Here is a 21,143-nt window from a genome sequence, read left to right as displayed (position 1 = left end):
GCAGGGTGTCGCCATTGGGTCGGGTGGCGCGCTGGGTTCCGGCCGGCGGATTTTCCACGAAGGCGTGAGCCTTGCGGACGAAGTCGTCGAGGTTCTTGGCGCCGAACGCTTCGCCGTTGCGATCAAAGGCGCGTTGGGCGTTTTCCTCGGCGCTGCCCCTGCGGCTGGCCGACCAGATCGGCTTGCCGTCGAGTTCCCGAACCGGTTCCTGGGCCCTGCTCTCCGATCGAGGCGACTGCGTGCTGGCGAATTCGCGCGGCTCGTTCGTTGTGGCGCCTTGCTCCTTTTCAGCGACCGCAGAGGGCCGTTCGCAGGCGGCGACCAGGATCAAGGCCACCCCTATACTCAACGCTATCTTGTACTTAGCCACGCTGTTCCTCCCTCGCCCGGCCAGGTTGTGGGAACAAATTAAGAACAGATTGTGAGGTTTGTCCAGCGGCCCTGTTTGTCCTAGACCTACAGACCTTCACAGGAGGGCTTGAGGCCTTGTCGGAAAAGCGGATTCTGCTGATCGTCGGGGGCGGGATCGCCGCCTACAAGGCTCTGGAGCTGACGCGGCTGCTGCGCAAGGCGGGCGTCGGCGTGCGGCCGATCCTCACCCAGGCGGGCGCCCAGTTCGTGACCCCGCTGTCGCTGGCCGCGCTCAGCGAGGACAAGGTCTATTCCGAGCTGTTCTCCCTGACCGATGAAGCGGAGATGGGCCACATCGAGCTGTCGCGCTCGGCCGACCTCGTGGTGGTGGTCCCAGCCACTGCTGACTTGATGGCCAAGGCCGCGAACGGCCACGCTAACGACCTGGCCTCCACCACCTTGCTCGCCACCGACAAGCCGGTGCTGATGGCGCCGGCCATGAACGTGCGCATGTGGGAGCATGCCGCCACCCGTCGCAACCTGGCGACCCTGAAGGGCGACGGGGTGCTGTTCGTCGGCCCTGATGAGGGCGCCATGGCCTGCGGCGAGTTCGGGTTCGGCCGGATGGCCGAGCCGGCGGTGATTTTCGAGGCGATCATGGCCGCATTGGCCGGTCCGGCGGCTCGGCCGCTGGCGGGCAAACGCGCCATCGTCACGGCGGGGCCGACCGCCGAGCCCATCGATCCCGTGCGGCTGCTGACCAATCGCTCCAGCGGCAAGCAAGGTTTCGCCATCGCCAAAGCCCTGGCTGATCTGGGCGCCGAGGTGACCCTGGTCGCCGGGCCGGTTTCGGTCCCGACCCCGGTCGGGGTGACGCGGGTGGATGTAGAGACCGCGCGCCAGATGCTGGCGGCCTGCGAGGCGGCGCTGCCGGCCGATATCGCCGTCTGCGTGGCGGCGGTGTCCGATTGGCGGCCCGAGACCGCAGCCGGGACCAAGATGAAGAAGGGCGCCGATGGCCCGCCGACCATCAGTCTGGTCGAAAACCCTGATATCCTGGCGACCCTGTCGCAGGCGGGCGCCCGGCGCCCGAAGCTAGTGGTCGGCTTCGCGGCTGAGACCAACGACGTCGAGACCTACGCCCAGGCCAAGCTCGCCAGGAAGGGTTGTGACTGGATCGTCGCCAACGACGTCAGCATCGCCGGAACCATGGGCGGCGACGACAACGCGGTGGCCATCGTGAGCGGCCAGGGGATCGAGCGCTGGGACCGGGTCGCCAAGACCGAGGTCGCGCGCAAACTCGCCGCGCGAATGGCTCAGGCGTTGGACTAGGCGCTCAGCTGGCGATCCGGGTTTCCAGGGCGTTCAGCAGCAGCAGGGTGCGGCGGACGAGGTCGCAGGTCTTCAGGTGCAGGGTGTCGATCGACGGCTGCTGCCGGCCCGCCACGGCTTTTGCCGCGCGCGCCGCGTTCGGGATCGCGAACAGGCCCATGCCCAACCGCTCCAGGCTCGCCTGGGCGAGGCCTTGCAGCACGGCTTGACGCATGTCGGCCAGGGTTCGGACATCGGCTGTCAGCACCGAGATCTCGCTGGCGAAGTCCTTCAGCATTGGAGCTACGCGCGCCGCGGCGTCCAAGGCCTCGAGCTTGGCCGCCAGGCTGTCTTGACCGCTGACGCTGCCGACGAGCCCGGCGCAGCGCTCCAGAAACAGCTCCAGGAACGTCCAGGTTTCAGCGAATGTGCCGAGCGCATGATAGTTCGGCGCCGCCGTCTCCGCCGCGCTGTACCTGGGCGTGGAGGCCATGCCGCGGGAGCGGCCCTGGCCCAGCAGTTCGGCGGTGCTCATGCTGCTTCCCCGTCTAGTTTGCCTGTGTCGAAAGATAGCTGATGATCGCGGCGCGCTGAGCCGCGTCCGGCACGCCGACCATCATCTTGGTGCCGGGCACGACGGTGGTCGGCTTGGCCAGGTACTTGTCCAAATTGGCGGTGGTCCAGGTCAGGCCCGAGGCCTTGAGCGCCGGGCTGAAGGCGTAGCCAGGAACAGCGGCGGCCTTCGATCCGACAATGCCTTTCAGCGCCGGCCCCATCTTCGCCGCGCCCGGCGCGATGGTGTGACAGGTCGCGCAGCGTTGCTGGAACAGGGTTTCGCCTTGGGTCGGCGCGGCCAGGGCCGCCGAACTGGCGCAGGCCCCCGCGATCAGGGCGCTGAGGGCGAGCAGGTGACGAGATGACGTGTGGGACACGGGGTTCCTCCGGGATATGCGGGAACCCTGGGAGTTCCCGAATGAAGCGCGGGTGAATGATGTCCTTATCCTGCGCCCGGCGATAGGCGCAGAGAGACCCTTCGCCATGCCGTCCCGATACGCCGCGGAGCCATACGCGGCCCAGCGGTGTGACTAGTGAGTTACCCTGGCTCGTCATGGCGGCCCTCGAGTGGCTGGCGACAGCGTCACTAAGCAAGACGTCCGGCTGCTGGGAAACCACATCAGTACGGTGATCGAGGGCGAACCCTTCGAGCGGCGTGGCCTTCGCCCGGCGAGCGCGTTATGTCGAAGCCAAAGACGAGGCCGCACTCCAATGTTGATGCCCACTCCCGATCCTGGGTTGCTCGCCCGGCGGGCTGAGTTCGTCTCGGCCTTGCGCGCGATCGTGCCTGGCGAGGGGGTCATCAGCGAGGATGCGCAGCTTGCCGCCTATGAGTGCGACGGCCTGACCGCCTATTGCCAGCGCCCGATGATCGTGGTGCTGCCCGATACGGTCGATCAAGTCAGCGCGGTGTTGGCCTATTGCCACCGCGAGGGGCTGAAGGTGGTGCCGCGCGGGTCCGGCACTTCGCTGTCGGGCGGCGCCCTGCCCTTGGCCGACGGGATCATTCTGGGCCTGGGCAAGTTCAACCGCATCCTCGATGTCGACTACGAGAACCGCTGCGCGGTGGTCCAGCCGGGGGTGACAAACCTGGCCGTGACCCACGCGGTGATGGGCGAGGGCTTCTATTACGCCCCCGATCCCTCCAGTCAGATCGCCTGCTCGATCGGCGGCAATGTCGCGGAGAACGCGGGCGGGGTGCATTGCCTGAAGTACGGCATGACCACCAACAACCTGCTGGGCGTCCAGCTGGTGTTGATCGACGGCACGGTGATGCGGCTGGGCGGCAAGCACCTGGATCCGGCGGCGTTGGATCTGCTCGGCGTGGTCTGTGGATCTGAAGGCCTGCTCGGCGTCGTGACCGAGGTGACGGTTCGTATTCTGCAGGCGCCGGAGACCCAGCGTGCTCTGCTGATGGGGTTTGCCGAAGTCGAGGCCGCCGGCGCCTGCGTGGCGGCGGTCATCGCCGCCGGGATCATCCCGGCCGGCATGGAGATGATGGACCGCCTGGCGATCCAAGCCGCCGAGGCCTTCGTCAAGGTCGGCTATCCACTGGACGTTGAGGCTCTGCTGATCATCGAACTGGATGGCCCGCCGGCCGAGGTCGACCACCTAATCGAGGTGGTGCGCGAGATCGGCGAGGGCTGCGGCGCGACCTATCTGCGGGTCTCGATGAACGAGGACGAGCGCAAGGGCTTCTGGGCCGGGCGCAAGGCGGCGTTCCCGGCGGTGGGGCGCATCTCGCCCGACTATTACTGCATGGACGGCACCATCCCGCGCGCGACCCTGCCCAAGGTTCTGCGGCGGATGAATGAGCTGGCCGAGGAATGCGGCCTGCGGATCGCCAATGTCTTCCACGCCGGCGACGGCAACCTGCACCCGCTGATCCTCTATGACGCCGACAAGCCGGGCGAACTGCATCGGGCCGAAGAACTCGGCGCGGCGATCCTGACCTTGTGCGTCGAGGTGGGCGGCGTGCTGACTGGTGAGCACGGTGTGGGCGTCGAGAAGCGCGATCTGATGGAGGTGCAGTTCGGGCCGGCCGACCTCGATCAGCAGCAGCGGCTGAAATGCGCCTTCGACGACGATGGCTTGCTCAATCCGGGCAAGGTGTTCCCCAAGCTCTGCCGTTGCGCCGAGCTTGGCCGCGTCCATATCCACGGCGGCAAGGTCCGCTTTCCTGAACTCGATCGGTTTTGAGCGTGACCTGGCAGCCTTTCGACGCGGCCGATGTCGCGAGCGCCGTGGCCGATGCCCTGTCGGACGGCAAGACCTTGGAACTGATCGGCGGCGGTTCGCGCCGGGCGTTCGGCCGTCCGGTCGAGGCCGATGTGGTCCTCGACCTGTCAGGGGTGAGCGGCGTCGTCACCTATCAGCCGGAAGAGCTGATCCTGGCGGCCGCGCCCGGCACGCCAATGGCCGAGATCGAGGCCATGCTCGCCGAACGCGGCCAGCAACTGGCTTTCGAGCCTCCGGATTTCGGCCCGCTGTGGGGATTGCCGGCCGGGCGGGGCACTCTTGGCGGGGCGATCATGACCGGCCGCGGCGGGCCGCGGCGCCTGACCGCCGGCGGGCCGCGCGATCATTGCCTGGGGGTCAAGGGCGTCAACGGCTTTGGCGAATCCTTCGCAGTGGGCGGCCGGGTGGTGAAGAACGTCACCGGCTTTGACCTGCCCAAGTTGATCGCCGGAAGTTTCGGCACGCTGTGCGCCGCCACCGAACTGACCGTGAAGGTGCTGCCGGCCGCGTCGGACACGGCCACCCTGGCGGTGCTGGGTCTTGGCGACGATGCGGCGATGAAGATCATGTCCCAGGCGCTGGGCAGCGCAGCGCAGGTGTCGAGCGCTGCGCACCTGCCGGCCGACATCGCGAGGGTCTCGGCGGCGGCGGGCGTGTTCGGCCAGGCGGCCGTGACCCTGCTGAGGCTTGAGGGGGTGCGGCCCTCTGTGGCGGCGCGGGTCGGGCATCTGGCGCAGGCGCTGGAAAGCGCCGGCCCTCAGATTCTGCTCGACCGCGAGGCTTCGATCGCGATCTGGAAGCAGGTCGCTGACGCCGCCTGGTTCGCAGGAGGCGCCGACACGGTGGTCTGGAAGCTGTCGGTTCCGCCGAGCCTCGGCGCTGCCGTCGGGGCGCGGCTGGCTGGAGAGCTTTCGGGGCGCTGCTACTACGATTGGGGCGGCGGCGGGGTCTGGCTGGAATTGCCGGGCGCTGATCACGCCCATGCCGCCCGCGTGCGCGAGGTGCTGCAGGAGGTCGCCGGTGGCGATGGCCATGCGACCTTGATGCGCGCGGCCGATGCGGTGCGGGCCACCGAGGACCCGTTTCAACCCCTGGCGCCCGGCGTGGCCGCCTTGACCGAGCGAGTGCGGGCGCAGTTCGATCCGCAGGGGATCTTCAATCCCGGCCGCATGTACGGGGGCGCCTGATGCAGACCAGCTTCACGCCCGAGCAATTGACCTCGCCGGACAACGCCTCGTCCGAGAAGATCATCCGCACCTGCGTCCATTGCGGATTCTGTACGGCGACCTGCCCGACCTACCTGCTGCTGGGCGACGAGCTCGATAGTCCGCGCGGCCGCATCTACCTGATGAAGGAGATGTTGGAGAAAGGCGGGCCGCCGGCGCCTCAGACGGTGAAGCACGTCGACCGCTGCCTCTCCTGCCTGTCCTGCATGACCACCTGCCCGTCGGGCGTGAACTACATGCACCTGGTCGACCACGCCCGGGCCTATATCGAGGAGCACCACGTTCGTCCGTGGCCGGAGCGTTTCCTGCGCTCGATGCTGGCGGTGGTGTTGCCCGATCCAGCCAAGTTCCGCTGGGCGCTGCGCCTGGCCAATGCGGGCCGCCCGTTGGCGGGCCTGCTGCCGGGGCGGCTGAAGGCGATGGCGGGCATGGCGCCGCGTCATCTGCCGGCCGCCGACCCGGCCGAAAAGCCGCAAGTTTTCCCGGCCCACGGCGTCCGCCGTGCGCGCGTCGCGCTGCTGGCCGGTTGCGCCCAACCGGTGCTGGCGCCGGAGATCAACGGCGCGGCGATCCGCCTTTTGAACCGGCTGGGCGTCGAGGTTGTCACCTCCCGGGGCGCCGGCTGCTGCGGAGCCTTGTCACATCACCTGGGCAAGACCGACCGCTCGCACGCCCAGGCCAAGGCCAACATCACCGCCTGGCGCGCGCAGATGGCGGCGGGCGACCTGGACGCGATCGTGGTCACCGCCTCCGGCTGCGGGACGACGGTCAAGGACTATGGCTTCATGTTCCGCGACGACCCGGTTTGGGCCGAGCCGGCGGCGGTGGTCTCGGCGATCGCCAAGGATGTGAGCGAGGTCTTGGCTGGGCTGGACAGCGGACCTTCGGCGGTGGCCGGTCTTGGTCTGCGGGTCGCCTATCATTCGGCCTGCTCGCTGCAGCACGGCCAGGGCGTGCGCGATGAGCCGAAGATGCTGCTGAAGGCGGCGGGTTTCACGGTGGTCGAGCCGTCGGAACCGCACATCTGCTGCGGGTCGGCCGGGACTTACAACCTGTTGCAGCCGGAGATCGCCGGCAAACTGCGCAATCGCAAGGTCGCCAATCTGGAAGCCACGCGGCCTGACGTCATCGCCACCGGCAATATCGGCTGCATGACCCAGATTGCCGGGGGATCCGACATCCCGATCGTCCATACTGTCGAACTGCTGGACTGGGCCGCGGGCGGGCCGGTCCCGGCGGCGTTAGCTGAAATGCGCTTTGCGGCCGGCGTCTGAGGGGGCGAGGGATGCGTCTATTTACTGGCTTGGCGGCCGGCGTGCTGCTGATGGGGTTTGGCGCGGCGCTGGCCCAGCCCGCCGTGCCGGGCGCTGAATTGCTTCCGCAAGGCGCTGGTCGAGACACCACGTTGCGCGTCTGCACCGGGTGCCATGCGCCCGATGTGATCGTGGGCCGCGTACAAAAGTCCGCGCCTTGGCCCGACGTCGTGCAGGCGATGGTCGACAAGGGCGCCGAGGCGACGCCGGAGGAGGTCGCGCTGATCGCGGCCTATCTCAAGAAAGCCCTGCCCGAGACTCCGGCCTGAACCGTTCAAACGAAAAGTAGCTCGCCGTGCCCGTAGACCTTCCTCCGCTCGTCGATGTCGTCACGGTCGAGGCGGCGCGGCTGCCGCCCTCGCCGATGGACCGGGCCTTCTCGATCGTGACCCTTGGCGGGGAGACGATCTCGACCGCGCCGCGCCTGGACGAAGCGCTGACCGCGACCCCCGGCGTGCAACTGTTCCGCCGTACGAGCAGCCAGGCCTCGAACCCGACCACCCAGGGGATCAGCGTACGCTCCATCGCCGGGTCCGGCGCCAGCCGCGCCCTGGTGACCCTGGACGGCGTGCCGCAGAACGATCCTTTCGGCGGCTGGGTGCTATGGACCGGCCTGCCGCCCATCGGGATCGAGCAGGCGCGCGTGGTGCGGGGCGCTGGCGCCGGGCCATACGGCGCCGGCGCCCTGACCGGAACCATTCAGCTGTCGGAGCGAACCCAGGTCCCGCGTGGTGGCGAGTACGAAGTCTATGGCGGGGAACGGGGCCTGGTCGGCGGCGCCGCGGCCGGCGCCGTGGGCGAGGTTTTCGTCAGTGCGGCGGCCGAGCGTAGCGATGGCTGGATCCCTGTGCGCGAAGGGCGAGGAGCCGCCGATCAGCCGCTCTACTACCGAGGCCTCAGCGGCGCGTTGCGCTGGACCCCGGAACTGGCCGGCAAGCAATTGGCCCTGAGGCTTTCGGGATATCAGGAGAAGCGCGGCGCCGGGGTGATCGGCGCTGACTCTCGCGCCACCGGCGCGACCTTGTCGGCCACCCTGGTTGAGACGCCGGCGGCCGAGGGAGACTTGGGCTGGCGCGTCCAAGGATGGGTGAAGCGCTCGGATTTCGAGAACCGCTCGGCCGCGGTGGCGGCTGGCCGGGTCGCCACGACCCCGGCCAGCGAGCAGTACGCCACGCCGGCCATGGGCTATGGCCTGAACGCCGCCCTGCGCCGCGACGCCGTGGCAGGCGGCTGGGAACTGGGCGTCGACGCCCGCGTCTTCGACGGCGAGACCCGCGAGAAGTTCCGCTACCTGAACGGCGCCTTCACCCGCCAGCGCCTGGCGGGCGGAAGCCAGTCGGTGGCCGGCCTCTATGGCGAGGCCTATCGCAATCTTGGCGACTGGCTGTTGACCGGCGGCGTGCGGCTCGATCATTGGGCCACCTATGACGGCCAGCGCGTTGAGCGTGACGCCGCTACGGGCGCTGTGACGCTCGACAACCGTCCTCAGGATCGCGACGGCTGGCTACCGACCGGGCGTGTGGGCGCTCGCTACGCGACCTCGACCGACGGATATCTCCGCGCTGCGGCCTATGCCGGGTTCAGGCCGGCGACGCTGAACGAACTCTATCGGCCGTTCCGCGTCGGCAACGACGTGACGGAGGCGAACGCAGGGCTGGAGCCGGAAAAGCTCTACGGCGCGGAATTTGGACTGGGATCAGATGGCGACCTGCGCTGGGACGTCACGGTCTTCGCCAACCGCCTGGAAAAGGCCGTGGCCAATGTGACTATCGGATTTGGCCCTGGGACCTTCCCGATCGCGGGCCTCATTCCAGCCGGCGGCGTGCTGCGCCAGCGCCAGAACGCCGGCCAGGTTGACGCCTATGGCGTCGAAGCTCAGATCGAGCGGCGCTGGGAAGCGGCCTCACTGCGTTTGGCTGGGGCCTACACCAAGGCCGAGGTAGATGGCGGCGCGGCTGCGCCGCAGCTCACCGGCCTGCGTCCGGCCCAGACGCCGCGTCTGACGCTGACCGGCGAGGCGACGTGGCGGCCGGTCGAGGCGCTGAACCTACGCGCGGTGATCCGCTACGAGGGCGAGCGCTATGACGACGATCTCAACAGCCGCAAGCTCTCGGCGGCGACGGACGTGAACCTGCGGGCCGATTGGTCGGTGTCGCGCGCCGTCACGTTCTATGCGGCGGCGGAAAACCTGTTCGACGCCAGGATCGAGACGGCTGAGACTGGCGATGGCGTGGAAAGCTACGACCAGCCGCGAACCCTGCGGGTCGGGCTGGTCCTGCGTCGGTGATCAGACGCCGGTGGAGCCGTATCCGCCGGCGCCGCGCACGGTTTCGTCCAGCTCGTCGGCCTCGATCAGCGTCCATTGCGGCGCCGCCGCGATGATCCCCTGGGCGATGCGATCGCCGCGGCGGACGTGGAAGGTCTCGGCTCCCAGGTTGATCAGGCACACCGAGATCTCGCCGCGATAGTCGCAATCGACGGTGCCGGGCGCGTTGACGATCGACACGCCGTTCTTGGCGGCGAGGCCCGAGCGCGGGCGGATCTGCATTTCGTAGCCGATCGGCAGGGCGACGGCGAAGCCGGTCGGCACGAGCGCGCGCGCGCCTGGCTCGATGCTCAGGGTTTCGCCCTCGGGCACGGCGGCGCGGAAGTCGAAGCCGGCGGCCCCGGCGGTCGCATAAGCCGGCAGGGGCAGGTCGTGATTGCCGTCCCAGCGCTTGAAGGCGGCCGTCAGGGGCGTCACGCCGCGCGGTTCAGTCATGATCGTCGCCCTTGGTTCGATTGGATGGCTGGGAAATGCCAGAGGCGGCGCGTCGCCTCAAGCCGCTCAGCTCAGATCGCCGGAGGTGCGACGAAGCCGCCCAGGTTTTCATCGATCGCCTGGGCGATCGCCAGGGTCCGCGAGTCCGCGCCATATGGGCCGATGATCTGCACCCCGACCGGCAGTCCGGACGCGGCCAATCCCACCGGGATGGTTGTGGCCGGCAGGTAGCAGGCGGTGGCGAGCGATATCCAGTCGAGCATGGAGCCGTAGGGCAGGCTACGTCCGTCGGAGGTCTTCAGCTTGCGCGTCGCGAAAGGACTATGGTCGTGCGGGAAGGCGACGACCGGCGCCACCGGCGCGATAATGACGTCGAAGACCGCGAAGGCGTCCTGGGCCGTTTGCTTCAAACGGGCTCGGGCCTCATCGGCTGCGATCCATTCGGCGTGGGTCGCAGCGCAGCCGCGCACCATGGCCGCCCAGGACTTTTGCCCAAAGCCGAGGCCCAGGGCCAAGCCCGCGATCCCGCGCATCCGTCGCATGGCGGTCTGGCTGCGGGGCGGGAGGTCGGTCGCCACCACCGACCCCAGCAGGATCTGATATGCGGCCGTGAGCTGGTCGAGGGGGACGGGATTGGAGATCGCCCGCACCTCGGCGCCTGCCGCCGACAACTGCGCGTGCAGCACCTCGATCACAGCTGCGACTTCGGGGTCGAGCGCGAAGCCGTCGAGCCAGAGGCCGATCTTCAGCCGCGAGAGGTCGGCGATATCGGCTTTGGCGGGAACGCCCTCGGTCATGACCGATAGCAGCAGCCGCAGGTCGCGGGCCGAGCGGGCCATCGGCCCGACGACGTTGAGATCGCGTTCGGCGTGGGTGCCCGGCGTCGGTGGGACGTGCCCGCGCTGGGAGACCAATCCCCAGGTCGGCTTGTGGGAAAAGACCCCGCAGAAGCTGGCCGGCACCCGCAAGGAGCCGCCGATGTCGGAACCCATTTCCAGGGGGGTGACGCCGGCAGCGAGCGCGGCGGCGGCCCCGCCTGACGAACCGCCCGGTGTTCGGGTCACATCCCAGGGATTGTTGGTCACGCCGTAGAGCCCGTTGAAGCTCTGCCAGTCGGCGGCCATCACCGGGACGTTGGTCTTGCCCCATATGACCGCCCCGGCTTGGCGGACCTGACCAATGGCGGCCGCGTCCTCGGCCTTGCGCCGACGCAGGCCCTCGACGCCGGAGGAGGCGGGCATGCCGGCGACGTCCAGAGTGTCTTTGATGGTCATCGGCAGGCCGCAGAGCGGGCCGCGGGTCACCCCCTTGGCGCGCAGGTCGTCCATCGCCTTGGCGGTGTCGAGCGCGCGCTCCAGGTCAGCGGCGACGACCGCGTTAAGGCGACTGTGGGTCTGTTCATGCCGCGCCAGCGAGAGCTTCAGCAACTCGACAGCCGAGATTTCCTTCGCCTTCAGCGCCGACAGCTGGGCTGTGGCGTCGCGAGCGAGGAGGTCGCTCACTCCTTCAGCCCCAGCACGTCCTGCATGTCGTAGAGGCCGGGTGGTTGCAGCGCGACCCAGCGGGCGGCCTCGACCGCGCCGCGCGCGAACAGCCCCCGGTCGCGCGCCGAGTGGCTGATGGTCAGGATCTCGTCCTCCGCCGCGAAGGTCACGGAGTGCTCGCCGATGATGTCGCCGCCGCGCATGACCGAGAAGCCGATGTCGCCAGCCCGGCGGGCGCCGGTGATGCCGTCGCGGCCGCGCTGAGCGACGTCGTCCAGCTTTACCCCACGCCCCTGGGCGGCGGCCTCGCCCAGCATCAGGGCGGTGCCGGACGGGGCGTCGACCTTGCGCTTGTGGTGGGCCTCGAAAATCTCGATGTCGTAGACCTCCGGCCCGAGCGCTCGGGCGGCCTTGGCCACCATGCCCATCAGCATGTTCACGCCGAGCGAGTAGTTGCCGGCATGGACGATGGCGATCGACTTGCTGGCCTGCGCGATGGCGGCGAGCTGTTCCTCCGAGCACCCGGTGGAGCCGATGACCAAGGCCGGTCCGCCGCGGGCGGCGGCGCTCTGGGCCAGGGCGACCGAGGCGGCCGGCGTGGTGAAGTCGATCACGACCTGGGCGACCGCAAGTGCGGCGTCGGCCTCGACCAGGCTGTCTTCGGCGGTTCCGGGGCGGTCGAACCGCGCAGCGAGCCGCACGTCCTGGCGGCCTGAAATCACGGTCGCAACCGCTTGCCCCATGCGGCCGAGCGCACCGGCTACGGCGATATCGATGGGTTGGGACAAGGGGAACTCTCCGAGGCACGCGACAATCAAGGAGCGCTAGTGTCCTGGCCGAAGGGACCGGGTCAAGGTCGCGTTGGCGAGTTCCGGCTCTCTACATGGACGGCTCGGCTGGTTCCGGGATGGGGTTCCCGACGCGGCGTCATGCTGGCGAACCGAACACAGCTAAGGAAAAGAACGGCTCTGCTGGCGTCTGACGGGTGTTGTGAGCGCAAAGTCGGCTCTATAGGTTGGCCGCCCCAACCCGCACGACCGAGGAAACGCCGCCCCCAATGAGCGACGCTGAGAAACGCACCTTCACCGACGAAGAAGCGCTGAGCTTCCACAAGTACCCGACGCCGGGAAAGATCGCCATCGTACCGACCAAGCCGATGGCCACCCAGCGGGACCTGTCGCTCGCCTATTCGCCGGGCGTCGCGGTGCCGGTGCTGAAGATCGCCGAGGATCCGGAAGCGGCCTACGACTACACGTCGAAGGGCAATCTGGTGGCCGTGATTTCGAACGGCACGGCGATCCTGGGGCTGGGCAATCTCGGCGCCCTGGCGTCGAAGCCGGTGATGGAGGGCAAGAGCGTCCTCTTCAAGCGCTTCGCCGACGTCGACTCCATCGACATCGAAGTCAGCGCCACCGATCCCGACGAAATCATCACGGTGGTGAAGAACATCGGCGTGACCTTCGGCGGCATCAATCTCGAGGACATCAAGGCCCCCGAGTGCTTCCGCATCGAGACCGAGCTGCAGGAGCTGCTCGATATCCCGGTCTTCCACGACGACCAGCACGGCACGGCGATCATCTCGGCGGCGGGCCTGATGAACGCCTGCGCCATCACCGGGCGTGAGCTGAAGGACGTGAAGGTCGTGCTCTGCGGCGCCGGCGCGGCGGGCATCGCCTCGCTCGAACTGATCAAGGCCATGGGCGTGCGTCCCGAGAACTGCATCGCGGTCGACAATACCGGGGTCATCTACAACGGTCGCCCGACGGGCATGAACCAGTGGAAGTCGGCCCACGCCGTCGACACCGACAAGCGGACCCTGGCTGACGCTCTGGTCGGCGCCGACGTGTTCCTGGGCCTGTCGGCCAAGGGCGCGGTGACCCAGGAGATGGTGAAGACGATGGCGGCAAAGCCGATCATCTTCGCCATGGCCAATCCCGATCCCGAGATCACCCCGGAAGAGGTCTATGCGGTTCGCCCCGACGCCATCGTGGCGACCGGGCGCAGCGACTACGCCAACCAGGTCAACAATGTCCTGGGCTTCCCCTACATCTTCCGCGGCGCGATGGACGTGCGCGCCCGCCGCGTGAACATGGAAATGAAGATCGCCTGCGCCAACGCGCTGGCGGCCCTGGCTCGTGAAGACGTGCCGGACGAAGTGGCGGCGGCCTATCACGGCATGCAGCTGAAGTTCGGCCCGCAATACATCATCCCGACGCCGTTCGACCCGCGCCTGCTGTCCTACATCCCGCCCTTCGTCGCCCAAGCGGCGATGGACACCGGGGTCGCCCGCAAGCCGATTGAGGACATGGACGCCTATCGCGCGTCGCTGGCCCAGCGGCTCGACCCGACCGCGGCCTTCCTGCAGAAGCTGCAGGGCGCGGTGCTGAAGGCCCCGAAGAAGCGCATCGTCTTCGCCGAGGGCGAAGAGCCGACCGTGATCCGCGCTGCGCACGCCTTCGAAGCCGCCGGTCTCGGCCACGCCGTTCTGGTGGGGCGCGAGGAGCTGGTGAAGGAAAACATGCTCACCGCCGGTCTCGATCCGAACGAGACCAAGCTGGAGATCATCAACGCCCGGGTTTCGCACTGGAACCCGGAATACGTGGACTTCCTCTATGAGCGCCTGTCGCGTCAGGGCTACCTGAAGCGCGACGTCCAGCGGCTCATCAACCAGGACCGCAACTCCTTCGCCGCGTGCATGGTCGCGCTCGGCCATGCCGATGGGATGGTCACCGGGGTCACGCGTTCCTACGACCAGGTGCTGGAAGAAGTGCTGCGGGTGATCGACCCGGCGCCGGGCGGCCGCGTGATGGGCATGAGCGTGGTGCTGGCCAAGGGTCACACCCTGTTCATCGCCGACACCAACGTCACCGAGATGCCCGAGGCCGAGGAGCTGGTGGAGATCGCCATGGAGGCGGCCCGCACCGTGCAGACGCTCGGCTACGTGCCGCGCGTGGCCTTCATGTCCTATTCGACCTTCGGCAATCCGATGGGCATGCGGTCCGAGAAGGTCCGCGACGCCGTCGCCATGCTCGACGAGATGGAAGTCGATTTCGAGTACGAGGGCGAAATGCCGCCGGAGCTCGCTCTCGACCCCAGCAAGCGGGTCAACTATCCGTTCATGCGCCTGACCGGCCCAGCCAATGTGCTGATCATGCCGGCCATCCATTCGGCGGCGATTTCCACCCAGCTCGTCCAGGCCCTGGGCGGCGCCACGGTGATCGGGCCGTTGCTGCTGGGCATGGACAAGTCGGTGCAGATCGCCCCGCTGTCCGCCTCGGTCTCCCGGGTCCTGCAGATGGCGACGCTCGCCGCCTATGAGCAGGACATCGCCGAGGCTCAGGCTTCGTGATCGTGGTCCTGACCACCAACTAAACGGATCGTCCGCTCTCGGGGTGTGGTCGATGCGTCGTCCACACCCCTTCGAGAGTGCGACAGCCGAAACCCGAAGCCGGTTTCGGCGGACTTCGCGCTCCCAGACTAGAGAAAGAGCGCGACATGGCTGATCTCAGCATCGGCATCGATTTCGGCACGACCAACACCGTCATCGCGCTCGCAGGGGCCGAGGGGCCGGCTCATCTGGTGCGCTTCCCCGCGCCGGAGAAGGAGGTCTTCGCCTTCCGCTCGGCGATATCCTTCCACGCTCCGGCCGAACGCCCGAAGGACCGCGAGGTCGAGGCGGGGCCGTGGGCTATCGAGGCCTATGTCGAAGACCCGCTTGAGACGCGGTTCATCCAGTCGTTCAAGAGCTTCGCGGCCTCCGCCAGTTTCAGCGAGACCCAGATCCTTGGTCGCCGCTATCTGTTCGAGGATCTCCTGTCGGCCTTCCTGCTGAAGTTGCGCGACCACGCGGGCGAGGACATGGCGAACCTGCCCAAGCGGGTGATCGTCGGCCGGCCGGTGACCTTCGCCGGCGGCGCGCCGGACGAAGAACTGGCCCTACGCCGCTATGAGATCGCCTTCGAGCGGCTCGGCTTCACCGAAATCCTCTATTCGTACGAACCGGTCGGGGCGGCCTTCTTCTTCGCGCGGGAGCTGAAGGAGGACGCCACCGTGCTGGTCGGCGATTTCGGCGGCGGCACCAGCGACTTCTCGATCATCCGGTTCACGCGGGAGGGCGGGGAGATCCAATCGACGCCGCTGGGCCGGGCGGGCGTCGGCGTGGCGGGCGACGCCTTCGACTACCGGATCATCGACAACCTGGTCTCGCCGCAGCTTGGCAAGGGGTCCAGCTACACCTCTTTCGGCAAGACCCTGCCGATCCCCAACCGCTACTATTCGACCTTCGCGCGTTGGGACCAGCTCGCCCTGATGCGGGCTAGCCGGGACATGCGCGACATTCGCAAGCTGGTCCGCGAGGCGGTCGAGCCTGAGAAGATCGAGCGCCTGGTCGAAGTGCTCGATGAGAACTACGGCTACATGCTCTACCGCTCGGTCTCCAAGCTGAAGGAAGCTTTGTCGTCGCAGGAGGTGGCCGAGTTCCGTTTCGAGGCTGGCACGATCTCCATCGCCCGCGACGTCGCGCGCGCCGAGTTCGAAGGCTGGATCGCTCCCGAGCTGGGCCTGATCGAGAAGGCGGTCGATGAGGCCCTGACCGACGCCGGGCTTGCGGCGGGCCAGATCGACCGGGTGTTCCTGACCGGCGGTTCGTCGCTGGTCCCCGCCGTGCGCGACATCTTCCATCGCCGGTTCGATCCTTCGAAGATCGAAAGCGGCAGCGAACTGGAGTCCATCGCCTCCGGCCTGGCTCTCATGGGCCGGGAGCGCGACCTGACGAAGTGGGCCAGGCGGGCCTAGCTGGGAGGCGCCTACTTCACGGCCTTCTTCAGGGTGACAGAATCCAGGTCGAGCTCGGAAACCGGCACCACCTCCAGGTCCGGGCGACGGGTCTTCAGTTCCGCCTGGAACGCCTTGGCGTCGCCGGCCACGATGACGCTGGCCTTGGCCGGATCGAGGTTCTGTTTGGCGAAGGCCCGGACCTGCCCGGCGGTGACGGCCTCGACCTTGCCGGTATAGGCGCCGACCTCGGTCAGCGGCAGGTCGTAGAGGGCCAGCGAGCCTAGGATTCCGGCCAGTCCGTCGGTGGTGGCGAGTTCGCGGCCGAAGCTGCCGATCAACACCGACTTGCGGGCCTTCAGCTCCTCGGCTGAGGCCGGCGTCTGAGCCAGGCGGGACAGTTCGGCGACGATCAGGTCCAGAACCTGCGGCGCGGACTCGTTCTTGGTCTGGGCCGCGGCGCGGAACAGTCCGGTGGTCCGCATCGCCGACAGGCGCGAGTTCGCGCCGTAGGAGAGGCCACGCTTGATGCGGATTTCCTGGTTCAGCCGGGCCGAATAGCCGCCGCCCAACACCGAATTGGTGACGATGCCCGGATAGTAGGCCGGGTCGCCGCGCGGGATCGCGGCCTTGACGACCGTCACCGCCGCTTGGCCGGTGCCTGGCAGGTCGATAGCGACGGCGCGGGGCTTTGCTTGCGGCGTCACGGCGACACGCGCGGGGGCGGGACCGGCGGGCGCCTTCCAGTCCCCGAAGGCTTGCTCGGCCAGGGCCAGGCCCTGCTCGGGGGTGATGTCGCCGGTCAGCACCAATATGGCGTTGTCGGGCCGGAAATAGGTGGCGTGAAGCGCGGCCAGATCACCGGTCGAGATCTTCGGCAGCGAGGTCTGGGTCCCGGTGGCGACGTGGCCGAACGGGGTGCCGGAGAAGATGACCGGTGAGGCCGCGAAGCCGGCGAGCTGGCCGGGCGACTGGAAGGCCACTGACAAGCCGTCCAGGGCCTGGGCCCGCTGACGGTCGAGTTCTTCCTGGGCGAAGGCCGGATTGCGCGCGACATCAGCCATGATGGCCATGGCCGCTGGCAGCTTGTCGGGCATGACGTTCAGGCTGACGGAGGATGAATCCTGGCCGCCGCCGGATGACAGCGTCGCGCCAAGCGCCTCCGACTGGCTGGCGATCTGCTGGGCGCTGCGGGTCTTGGTTCCTTCGGTCAGCATGCCGGCGGTCATGCCGACGCCGCCGGCCAAGCCCTGGGGATCGGCGGCTGCTCCGGTGCGGACGGTCAGCTCGGCGCTCACCAATGGCAGGTCGGACGATTTGGCCACGATGACCTTCAGGCCGTTGGCGAGGGTCTTTTCCGTCGGGCGCGGCAGGACCGGTGTGACCGGCGTTCCCACCGGCGGCGGGGCCGCGCGCTGGCCGGCTGGCGCCAGGGTGACCACGGGGCCTGTGTACTTGGTCGAGGCGACGACCGGCGGCTTCGGCGTCTGATCGGGCTCCCCCGCGGGACGGGCGGATTCTGGCTGGTAGAGGATGGTCATGCGGCTGTTGTCGGCCAGGTATTTCTGCGCCACCCGCTGGACATCGGCGGCCGTCACCGCCTGCAACTCGGAGAGTTGGCGGTTGGCCAGGGCCGGGTCGCCAGCGGTGTTCAGCGCATAGCCGATTGCGAAGGCGCGCCCGTCGATGGTTTCGCGCTCGCGCAGCTTGCTGGCGATCAGCTCGTTCTTGGCCTCGGCCAATTCCGCCTCAGTGACCGGCTCGTCGCGCAGTCGGGCGACTTGCGCCAGCAGCGCCTTTTCTCCTTCGGCCAGAGTCTTGCCGCTAGCCAGGATGGCGCCGGCCATCACCATGCCCGGCTGCTGCGGCAGCGAGGCGTCGGAATAGACCTCGGCCGCGATCTGCTGCTCATAGACCAGGCTGTCATAGAGCCGCGAGGACTTGCCGCTGGAAAGGATGGCGTCGAGCACGGTGAGGGCGGCGGCGTCAGGGCTGGCGGCGTCTGGCGCATGCCAGGTCATCACCACGGCCGGCAACGGGACGTTGGGGCCATAGCCCTTGTAGACGCCCGGCTGAGTGCGGGGCGGCTCGACCGCGGTCACCCGCTTCATGGGTTCGGCCGGGCGCTTGATGCCGGCGAAGTACTTGTCGACCCAGGCGTCCAGCTCCTTCTGGTCGAAGTTGCCGACGACGATCAGGGCGGCGTTGTCGGGTCGATAATAGGCGGCGTGGAAGGCGCGCACATCGTCGATGGTCGCGGCGTCCAGCTCCTCGATCGAGCCGATGCCGGGGCGTTTGTAGGGATGGGTCGTGTAGCTGGCGCGCGGAACGTCGAGATAGAACAGCCGGCCGTAGGGCTGGGACAGCACCGATTGGCGCAGCTCTTCCTTCACGACGTCGCGTTCCGACTTGAAGGTGCTCTCGTCGACGACGAGCGAGCCAAGCCGCTGGCTCTCGACCCACAGCAATCGCTGCAGATGGTTGGCGGGGACGACCTCGTAGTAGTTGGTGAAGTCGTCATAGGTCGAGGCGTTGTTGAAGCCGCCGACGTCCTCCGTCATGCGGTCGATCGTCTCCGACGGCATGTCGCGGGTCGCCTTGAACATCATGTGCTCAAAGAGGTGGGCGAACCCCGAGCGGCCGACCGGATCGTCCTTCGACCCGACGCCGTACCAGACCTGCACCGTCACGTTCGGGGTCGTCCGATCAACAGACGAGAACACCCGCAGGCCGTTTGGCAGCGTTCGTTCCTGATAGACGATTGGCGGCGCGGTGTCGGCGGCGAGGGCCGGGGCGCCGAGCGTCAGGACGAAGGTGACGGCCAGGGCCGCGGCGGCGTGACGGAGCATGAAGGCTTCCTGAGTGGGCGGGCGCCGGGACCCTAGCACCGGGCACAGCCCAGGAAACCTAAACGGATTGTCACGAACGCCCAAGGCTCACCCCGGCCAGCGCCGAGGTGAGCCGGGAGGTCGCTAGTCCGCGAGCTTGACCAGCATCTTGCCGGAGTTCTTGCCCTCAAGCAGACCGATGAGCGCACTCGGGGCGTTGGTGATGCCGTCCAGGATGGTCTCCTGGTACTTCACCTTGCCGTCCTTCAGCCAGCCGGCCATGTCGCGCTGGAAGTCGGCGTAGAGGTGCATGAAGTCCGTACCGACGAAGCCGCGCAGCATCACCCGCGAATAGATGATGTTCGACAGGTTCGAGACGCTGGAGTGGCCCGAATTGTAGCCGGAGATGAAGCCGCAGACCGGGATCCGGCCGAGCGTGTTGATCCGGCGCAGGGCGGCCTCAAGGTGATCGCCGCCGACATTGTCGAAATAGACGTCGATCCCCTTGGGCGTGGCTTCTTCCAGCGCCTTGCGGATGGGCGTTTCCTTGTAGTTGATCACCGCGTCCAGCCCGACTTCGTCCTTGAGCCAGGCGGCCTTGTCGGCGGAGCCCGTGGAGCCGACCACGTAGCAGCCCTTGATCTTCGCGATCTGGGCGGCGACCGAACCGACGGCGCCGGCGGCGGTGGAGACGAAGACCTGTTCCCCGTCCTTGAGCTGGCCGATGTGCAGCAGCCCGCCATAGGCGGTGAAGCCGGTCATGCCGAGCGCGTGCATGTGGGTGGTCAGCGACAGGTCGGGGTCGGCCTTCAGCTTGGTCAGGCCCTTGCCGTCGGAGGTGAAGAACTCGCGGAAGCCCAGGCGATTGGACACCAGGTCGCCCACGGCGAAGTCCGGGTTCTTGGATTGCACGACGCGGCCCAGGGCCCCGCCCATCATCGCGACGTTGAGATCTTGGCCCGCCGTCAGGCGCGGACGCATGGCCGGATCGACCGACATGTAGAGGTTCTGAACCAGGACTTCGCCATCGGCGGCGTCCGACACGTTCGTTTCCACGAGGGCGAATTGATCTTGCGTCGGCATGCCGTCCGGGCGGGCGACGAGGTGGATCTCACGGCTTTTGGGCATATGGCCTCCCTTTTGTTTTGAAATCGCACGGCCCTGAATGCGGTGGGCCTGGATCAGGGTTGTCGCCCGGGGAGCCGGGTTCGGCCAGTAAATTAAAACGATCGTTCTATTTTATTCGCCAGGCAGGGCGTCGCCCCAGTCGAGGCGCCGGGCGATGGCGTAGGCGGGCTTGTCGCGGCGTGGAACGAAGGTCGCCTCGGCGCGGCCATCCAGAGTGCAGAGCTTCAGGTCGATCCCGGGCTTGGCCATGTGCGGCGGAGCGAGCACGCGCGGGGTCGGCGCCAGGACCTGGACACCGGGGCGGGCGACGACGAGGTAGCTGAACTTCTCGTCCTCGAATGGAACCTCGGCGCCCTTGGCCAGGCGATGATCGCGCGATCGCGCCAGCCGTTGGCTGAAATGGCACCAGTCGGGAGCAACCAACGGGCAGGCCTGGTTGTGCGGGCAGGGCGCCAGGATCGCGCCGCCGGCCGCGATCAGGGTCTCGCGGGCGGCCAGGATGCGGGCGTAGCCGGCTGGTGTGCCAGGCTCGACGAGAACCAGCATCCCTTCGGTCGAGGCCCACAGCGCACTCACCGTAGCGGCTTGCTTGGCCGGTGCGATTTCAGCCAGGGCGTAGCTGGCGACCACCAGGTCGGCCTGGGGCCAGTCGGCTGGCGCGGTCAGGTCCCCCTTGCGAAGCTCGGCCTCGCGCAGCGGCGGGGGACCATCGGCGGCGAGGGTCGCGGCCATGTCGAGGAAGGCGCGGTTGGAATCGAGCAGGGTCGCTTGCCGCAAGCACGGCCACGCCTCCAGTGCGGCCCAGCCTGCGCCGCCAGGTCCGGCCCCTGCGTCCAGCAAGCTGGCCGGTTCAAAGCCGGGCGCCCGCTCGGCGGCCTCTTCGAAGACGCGGGCGCAGGCGGCGTAGGTGGCGGGCAGGCGGGTCAGGACATAGGCGGTCGCGTCGGCGTCGGAGCCGACCACCCCGGCCGATGTTCCGCCGGCCCGATAGCGCGTCGAGATCGCTGAGGCCCGCTCGGCCATGTCACGGCGCGAGACGCCTTGCATGAGGCGGTCGGCGGCGAGGCGGAGCGGCGCGGGCAGGTCGGAAGACATCGACGGCAGCGTTAGACCCTGCTCCCCCCTTCGTCATCCTCCCGATCGTCTTTCAGACGACCGGAGGATGACGAGCTTTT

The 21,143-nt window shown here is 68.1% G+C and carries 17 protein-coding genes; 8 read left to right on the top strand and 9 right to left on the bottom strand.

What is annotated here, in order from left to right:
• The coding region (locus Q8M13_RS17845; protein WP_305301466.1) for a hypothetical protein at positions 1-370 on the bottom strand (370 nt) is incomplete at its 3' end.
• 116 nt (positions 371-486) lie between these two features.
• Here Q8M13_RS17845 and coaBC point away from each other — a divergent pair.
• The gene (gene coaBC / locus Q8M13_RS17840) at positions 487-1,683 is read left to right on the top strand and encodes a bifunctional phosphopantothenoylcysteine decarboxylase/phosphopantothenate--cysteine ligase CoaBC (protein ID WP_305301465.1); all 1,197 of its coding nucleotides are present in this window, start codon (positions 487-489) and stop codon (positions 1,681-1,683) included.
• Between the two features lie 4 nt (positions 1,684-1,687).
• On the opposite strand, the gene Q8M13_RS17835 is transcribed toward coaBC, so the two are convergent.
• Positions 1,688-2,197: a hypothetical protein gene (locus tag Q8M13_RS17835; RefSeq protein WP_305301464.1), complete on the bottom strand. Its 510-nt coding sequence runs from the start codon at positions 2,195-2,197 to the stop codon at positions 1,688-1,690.
• A 13-nt stretch (positions 2,198-2,210) separates the two neighbouring features.
• On the bottom strand, positions 2,211-2,594 hold the full coding sequence (locus Q8M13_RS17830; protein ID WP_305301462.1) for a cytochrome c family protein: 384 nt from the start codon (positions 2,592-2,594) through the stop codon (positions 2,211-2,213).
• Between the two features lie 334 nt (positions 2,595-2,928).
• Between Q8M13_RS17830 and Q8M13_RS17825 the strand changes: the two genes are divergently transcribed.
• The 5 genes from Q8M13_RS17825 to Q8M13_RS17805 are packed head-to-tail and all read left to right on the top strand — an operon-like array spanning position 2,929 to position 9,281.
• Positions 2,929-4,416, top strand: a complete 1,488-nt coding sequence (locus tag Q8M13_RS17825) for an FAD-linked oxidase C-terminal domain-containing protein (RefSeq protein WP_305301461.1) — start codon at positions 2,929-2,931, stop codon at positions 4,414-4,416.
• Positions 4,417-4,418: 2 nt separating this feature from the next.
• On the top strand, positions 4,419-5,642 hold the full coding sequence (locus Q8M13_RS17820; protein ID WP_305301460.1) for an FAD-binding protein: 1,224 nt from the start codon (positions 4,419-4,421) through the stop codon (positions 5,640-5,642).
• Positions 5,642-6,955: a glycolate oxidase subunit GlcF gene (gene glcF / locus Q8M13_RS17815; protein WP_305301459.1), complete on the top strand. Its 1,314-nt coding sequence runs from the start codon at positions 5,642-5,644 to the stop codon at positions 6,953-6,955. Before Q8M13_RS17820 ends, glcF begins: the two co-directional genes overlap by 1 nt.
• An 11-nt stretch (positions 6,956-6,966) precedes the next feature.
• On the top strand, positions 6,967-7,263 hold the full coding sequence (locus Q8M13_RS17810) for a hypothetical protein (protein WP_305301458.1): 297 nt from the start codon (positions 6,967-6,969) through the stop codon (positions 7,261-7,263).
• Between the two features lie 26 nt (positions 7,264-7,289).
• Positions 7,290-9,281 carry a TonB-dependent receptor gene (locus Q8M13_RS17805; RefSeq protein WP_305301457.1) on the top strand — a complete coding sequence of 664 codons (1,992 nt, stop codon included), beginning with the start codon at positions 7,290-7,292 and terminating at the stop codon, positions 9,279-9,281.
• On the opposite strand, the gene dut is transcribed toward Q8M13_RS17805, so the two are convergent.
• From dut to dapB, 3 genes are all read right to left on the bottom strand, one after another.
• Positions 9,282-9,755 (bottom strand): dUTP diphosphatase, encoded by a 474-nt coding sequence (gene dut, locus Q8M13_RS17800; RefSeq protein WP_305301456.1) that lies wholly within the window; start codon positions 9,753-9,755, stop codon positions 9,282-9,284.
• 71 nt (positions 9,756-9,826) lie between these two features.
• Positions 9,827-11,257: an amidase family protein gene (locus Q8M13_RS17795; protein WP_305301455.1), complete on the bottom strand. Its 1,431-nt coding sequence runs from the start codon at positions 11,255-11,257 to the stop codon at positions 9,827-9,829.
• The gene (gene dapB / locus Q8M13_RS17790) at positions 11,254-12,027 is read right to left on the bottom strand and encodes a 4-hydroxy-tetrahydrodipicolinate reductase (protein ID WP_305301454.1); all 774 of its coding nucleotides are present in this window, start codon (positions 12,025-12,027) and stop codon (positions 11,254-11,256) included. The genes Q8M13_RS17795 and dapB overlap by 4 nt, the downstream gene beginning before the upstream one ends.
• Before the next feature lie 269 nt (positions 12,028-12,296).
• Here dapB and Q8M13_RS17785 point away from each other — a divergent pair, with 269 nt between their 5' ends.
• A complete protein-coding gene (locus tag Q8M13_RS17785; protein ID WP_305301453.1) occupies positions 12,297-14,588 on the top strand; it encodes an NADP-dependent malic enzyme in 2,292 nt (763 codons plus the stop codon).
• 146 nt (positions 14,589-14,734) lie between these two features.
• Complete coding sequence (locus Q8M13_RS17780) at positions 14,735-16,033, top strand: Hsp70 family protein (protein ID WP_305301452.1); 1,299 nt, start codon at positions 14,735-14,737, stop codon at positions 16,031-16,033.
• An 11-nt stretch (positions 16,034-16,044) separates the two neighbouring features.
• Here Q8M13_RS17780 and Q8M13_RS17775 read toward each other — a convergent pair whose 3' ends face one another.
• The 3 genes from Q8M13_RS17775 to Q8M13_RS17765 form a co-directional block, all read right to left on the bottom strand.
• Entirely contained in the window at positions 16,045-18,861 is a 2,817-nt protein-coding gene (locus Q8M13_RS17775; RefSeq protein ID WP_305301451.1) for a pitrilysin family protein, read from the bottom strand.
• A 123-nt stretch (positions 18,862-18,984) separates the two neighbouring features.
• Positions 18,985-19,968, bottom strand: coding sequence for an NADP-dependent oxidoreductase (locus tag Q8M13_RS17770; protein WP_305301450.1), 984 nt, complete (start codon positions 19,966-19,968; stop codon positions 18,985-18,987).
• A gap of 111 nt (positions 19,969-20,079) precedes the next feature.
• Positions 20,080-21,063: a small ribosomal subunit Rsm22 family protein gene (locus Q8M13_RS17765; protein ID WP_305301448.1), complete on the bottom strand. Its 984-nt coding sequence runs from the start codon at positions 21,061-21,063 to the stop codon at positions 20,080-20,082.
• Between the last annotated feature and the right edge of the window lie 80 nt (positions 21,064-21,143).

Source organism: Phenylobacterium sp., from assembly GCF_030681155.1.
Lineage (GTDB): Bacteria > Pseudomonadota > Alphaproteobacteria > Caulobacterales > Caulobacteraceae > Phenylobacterium.
Note: the sequence above shows the minus strand (reverse complement) of the source record. Positions and strands in the feature narration are given on the sequence as shown.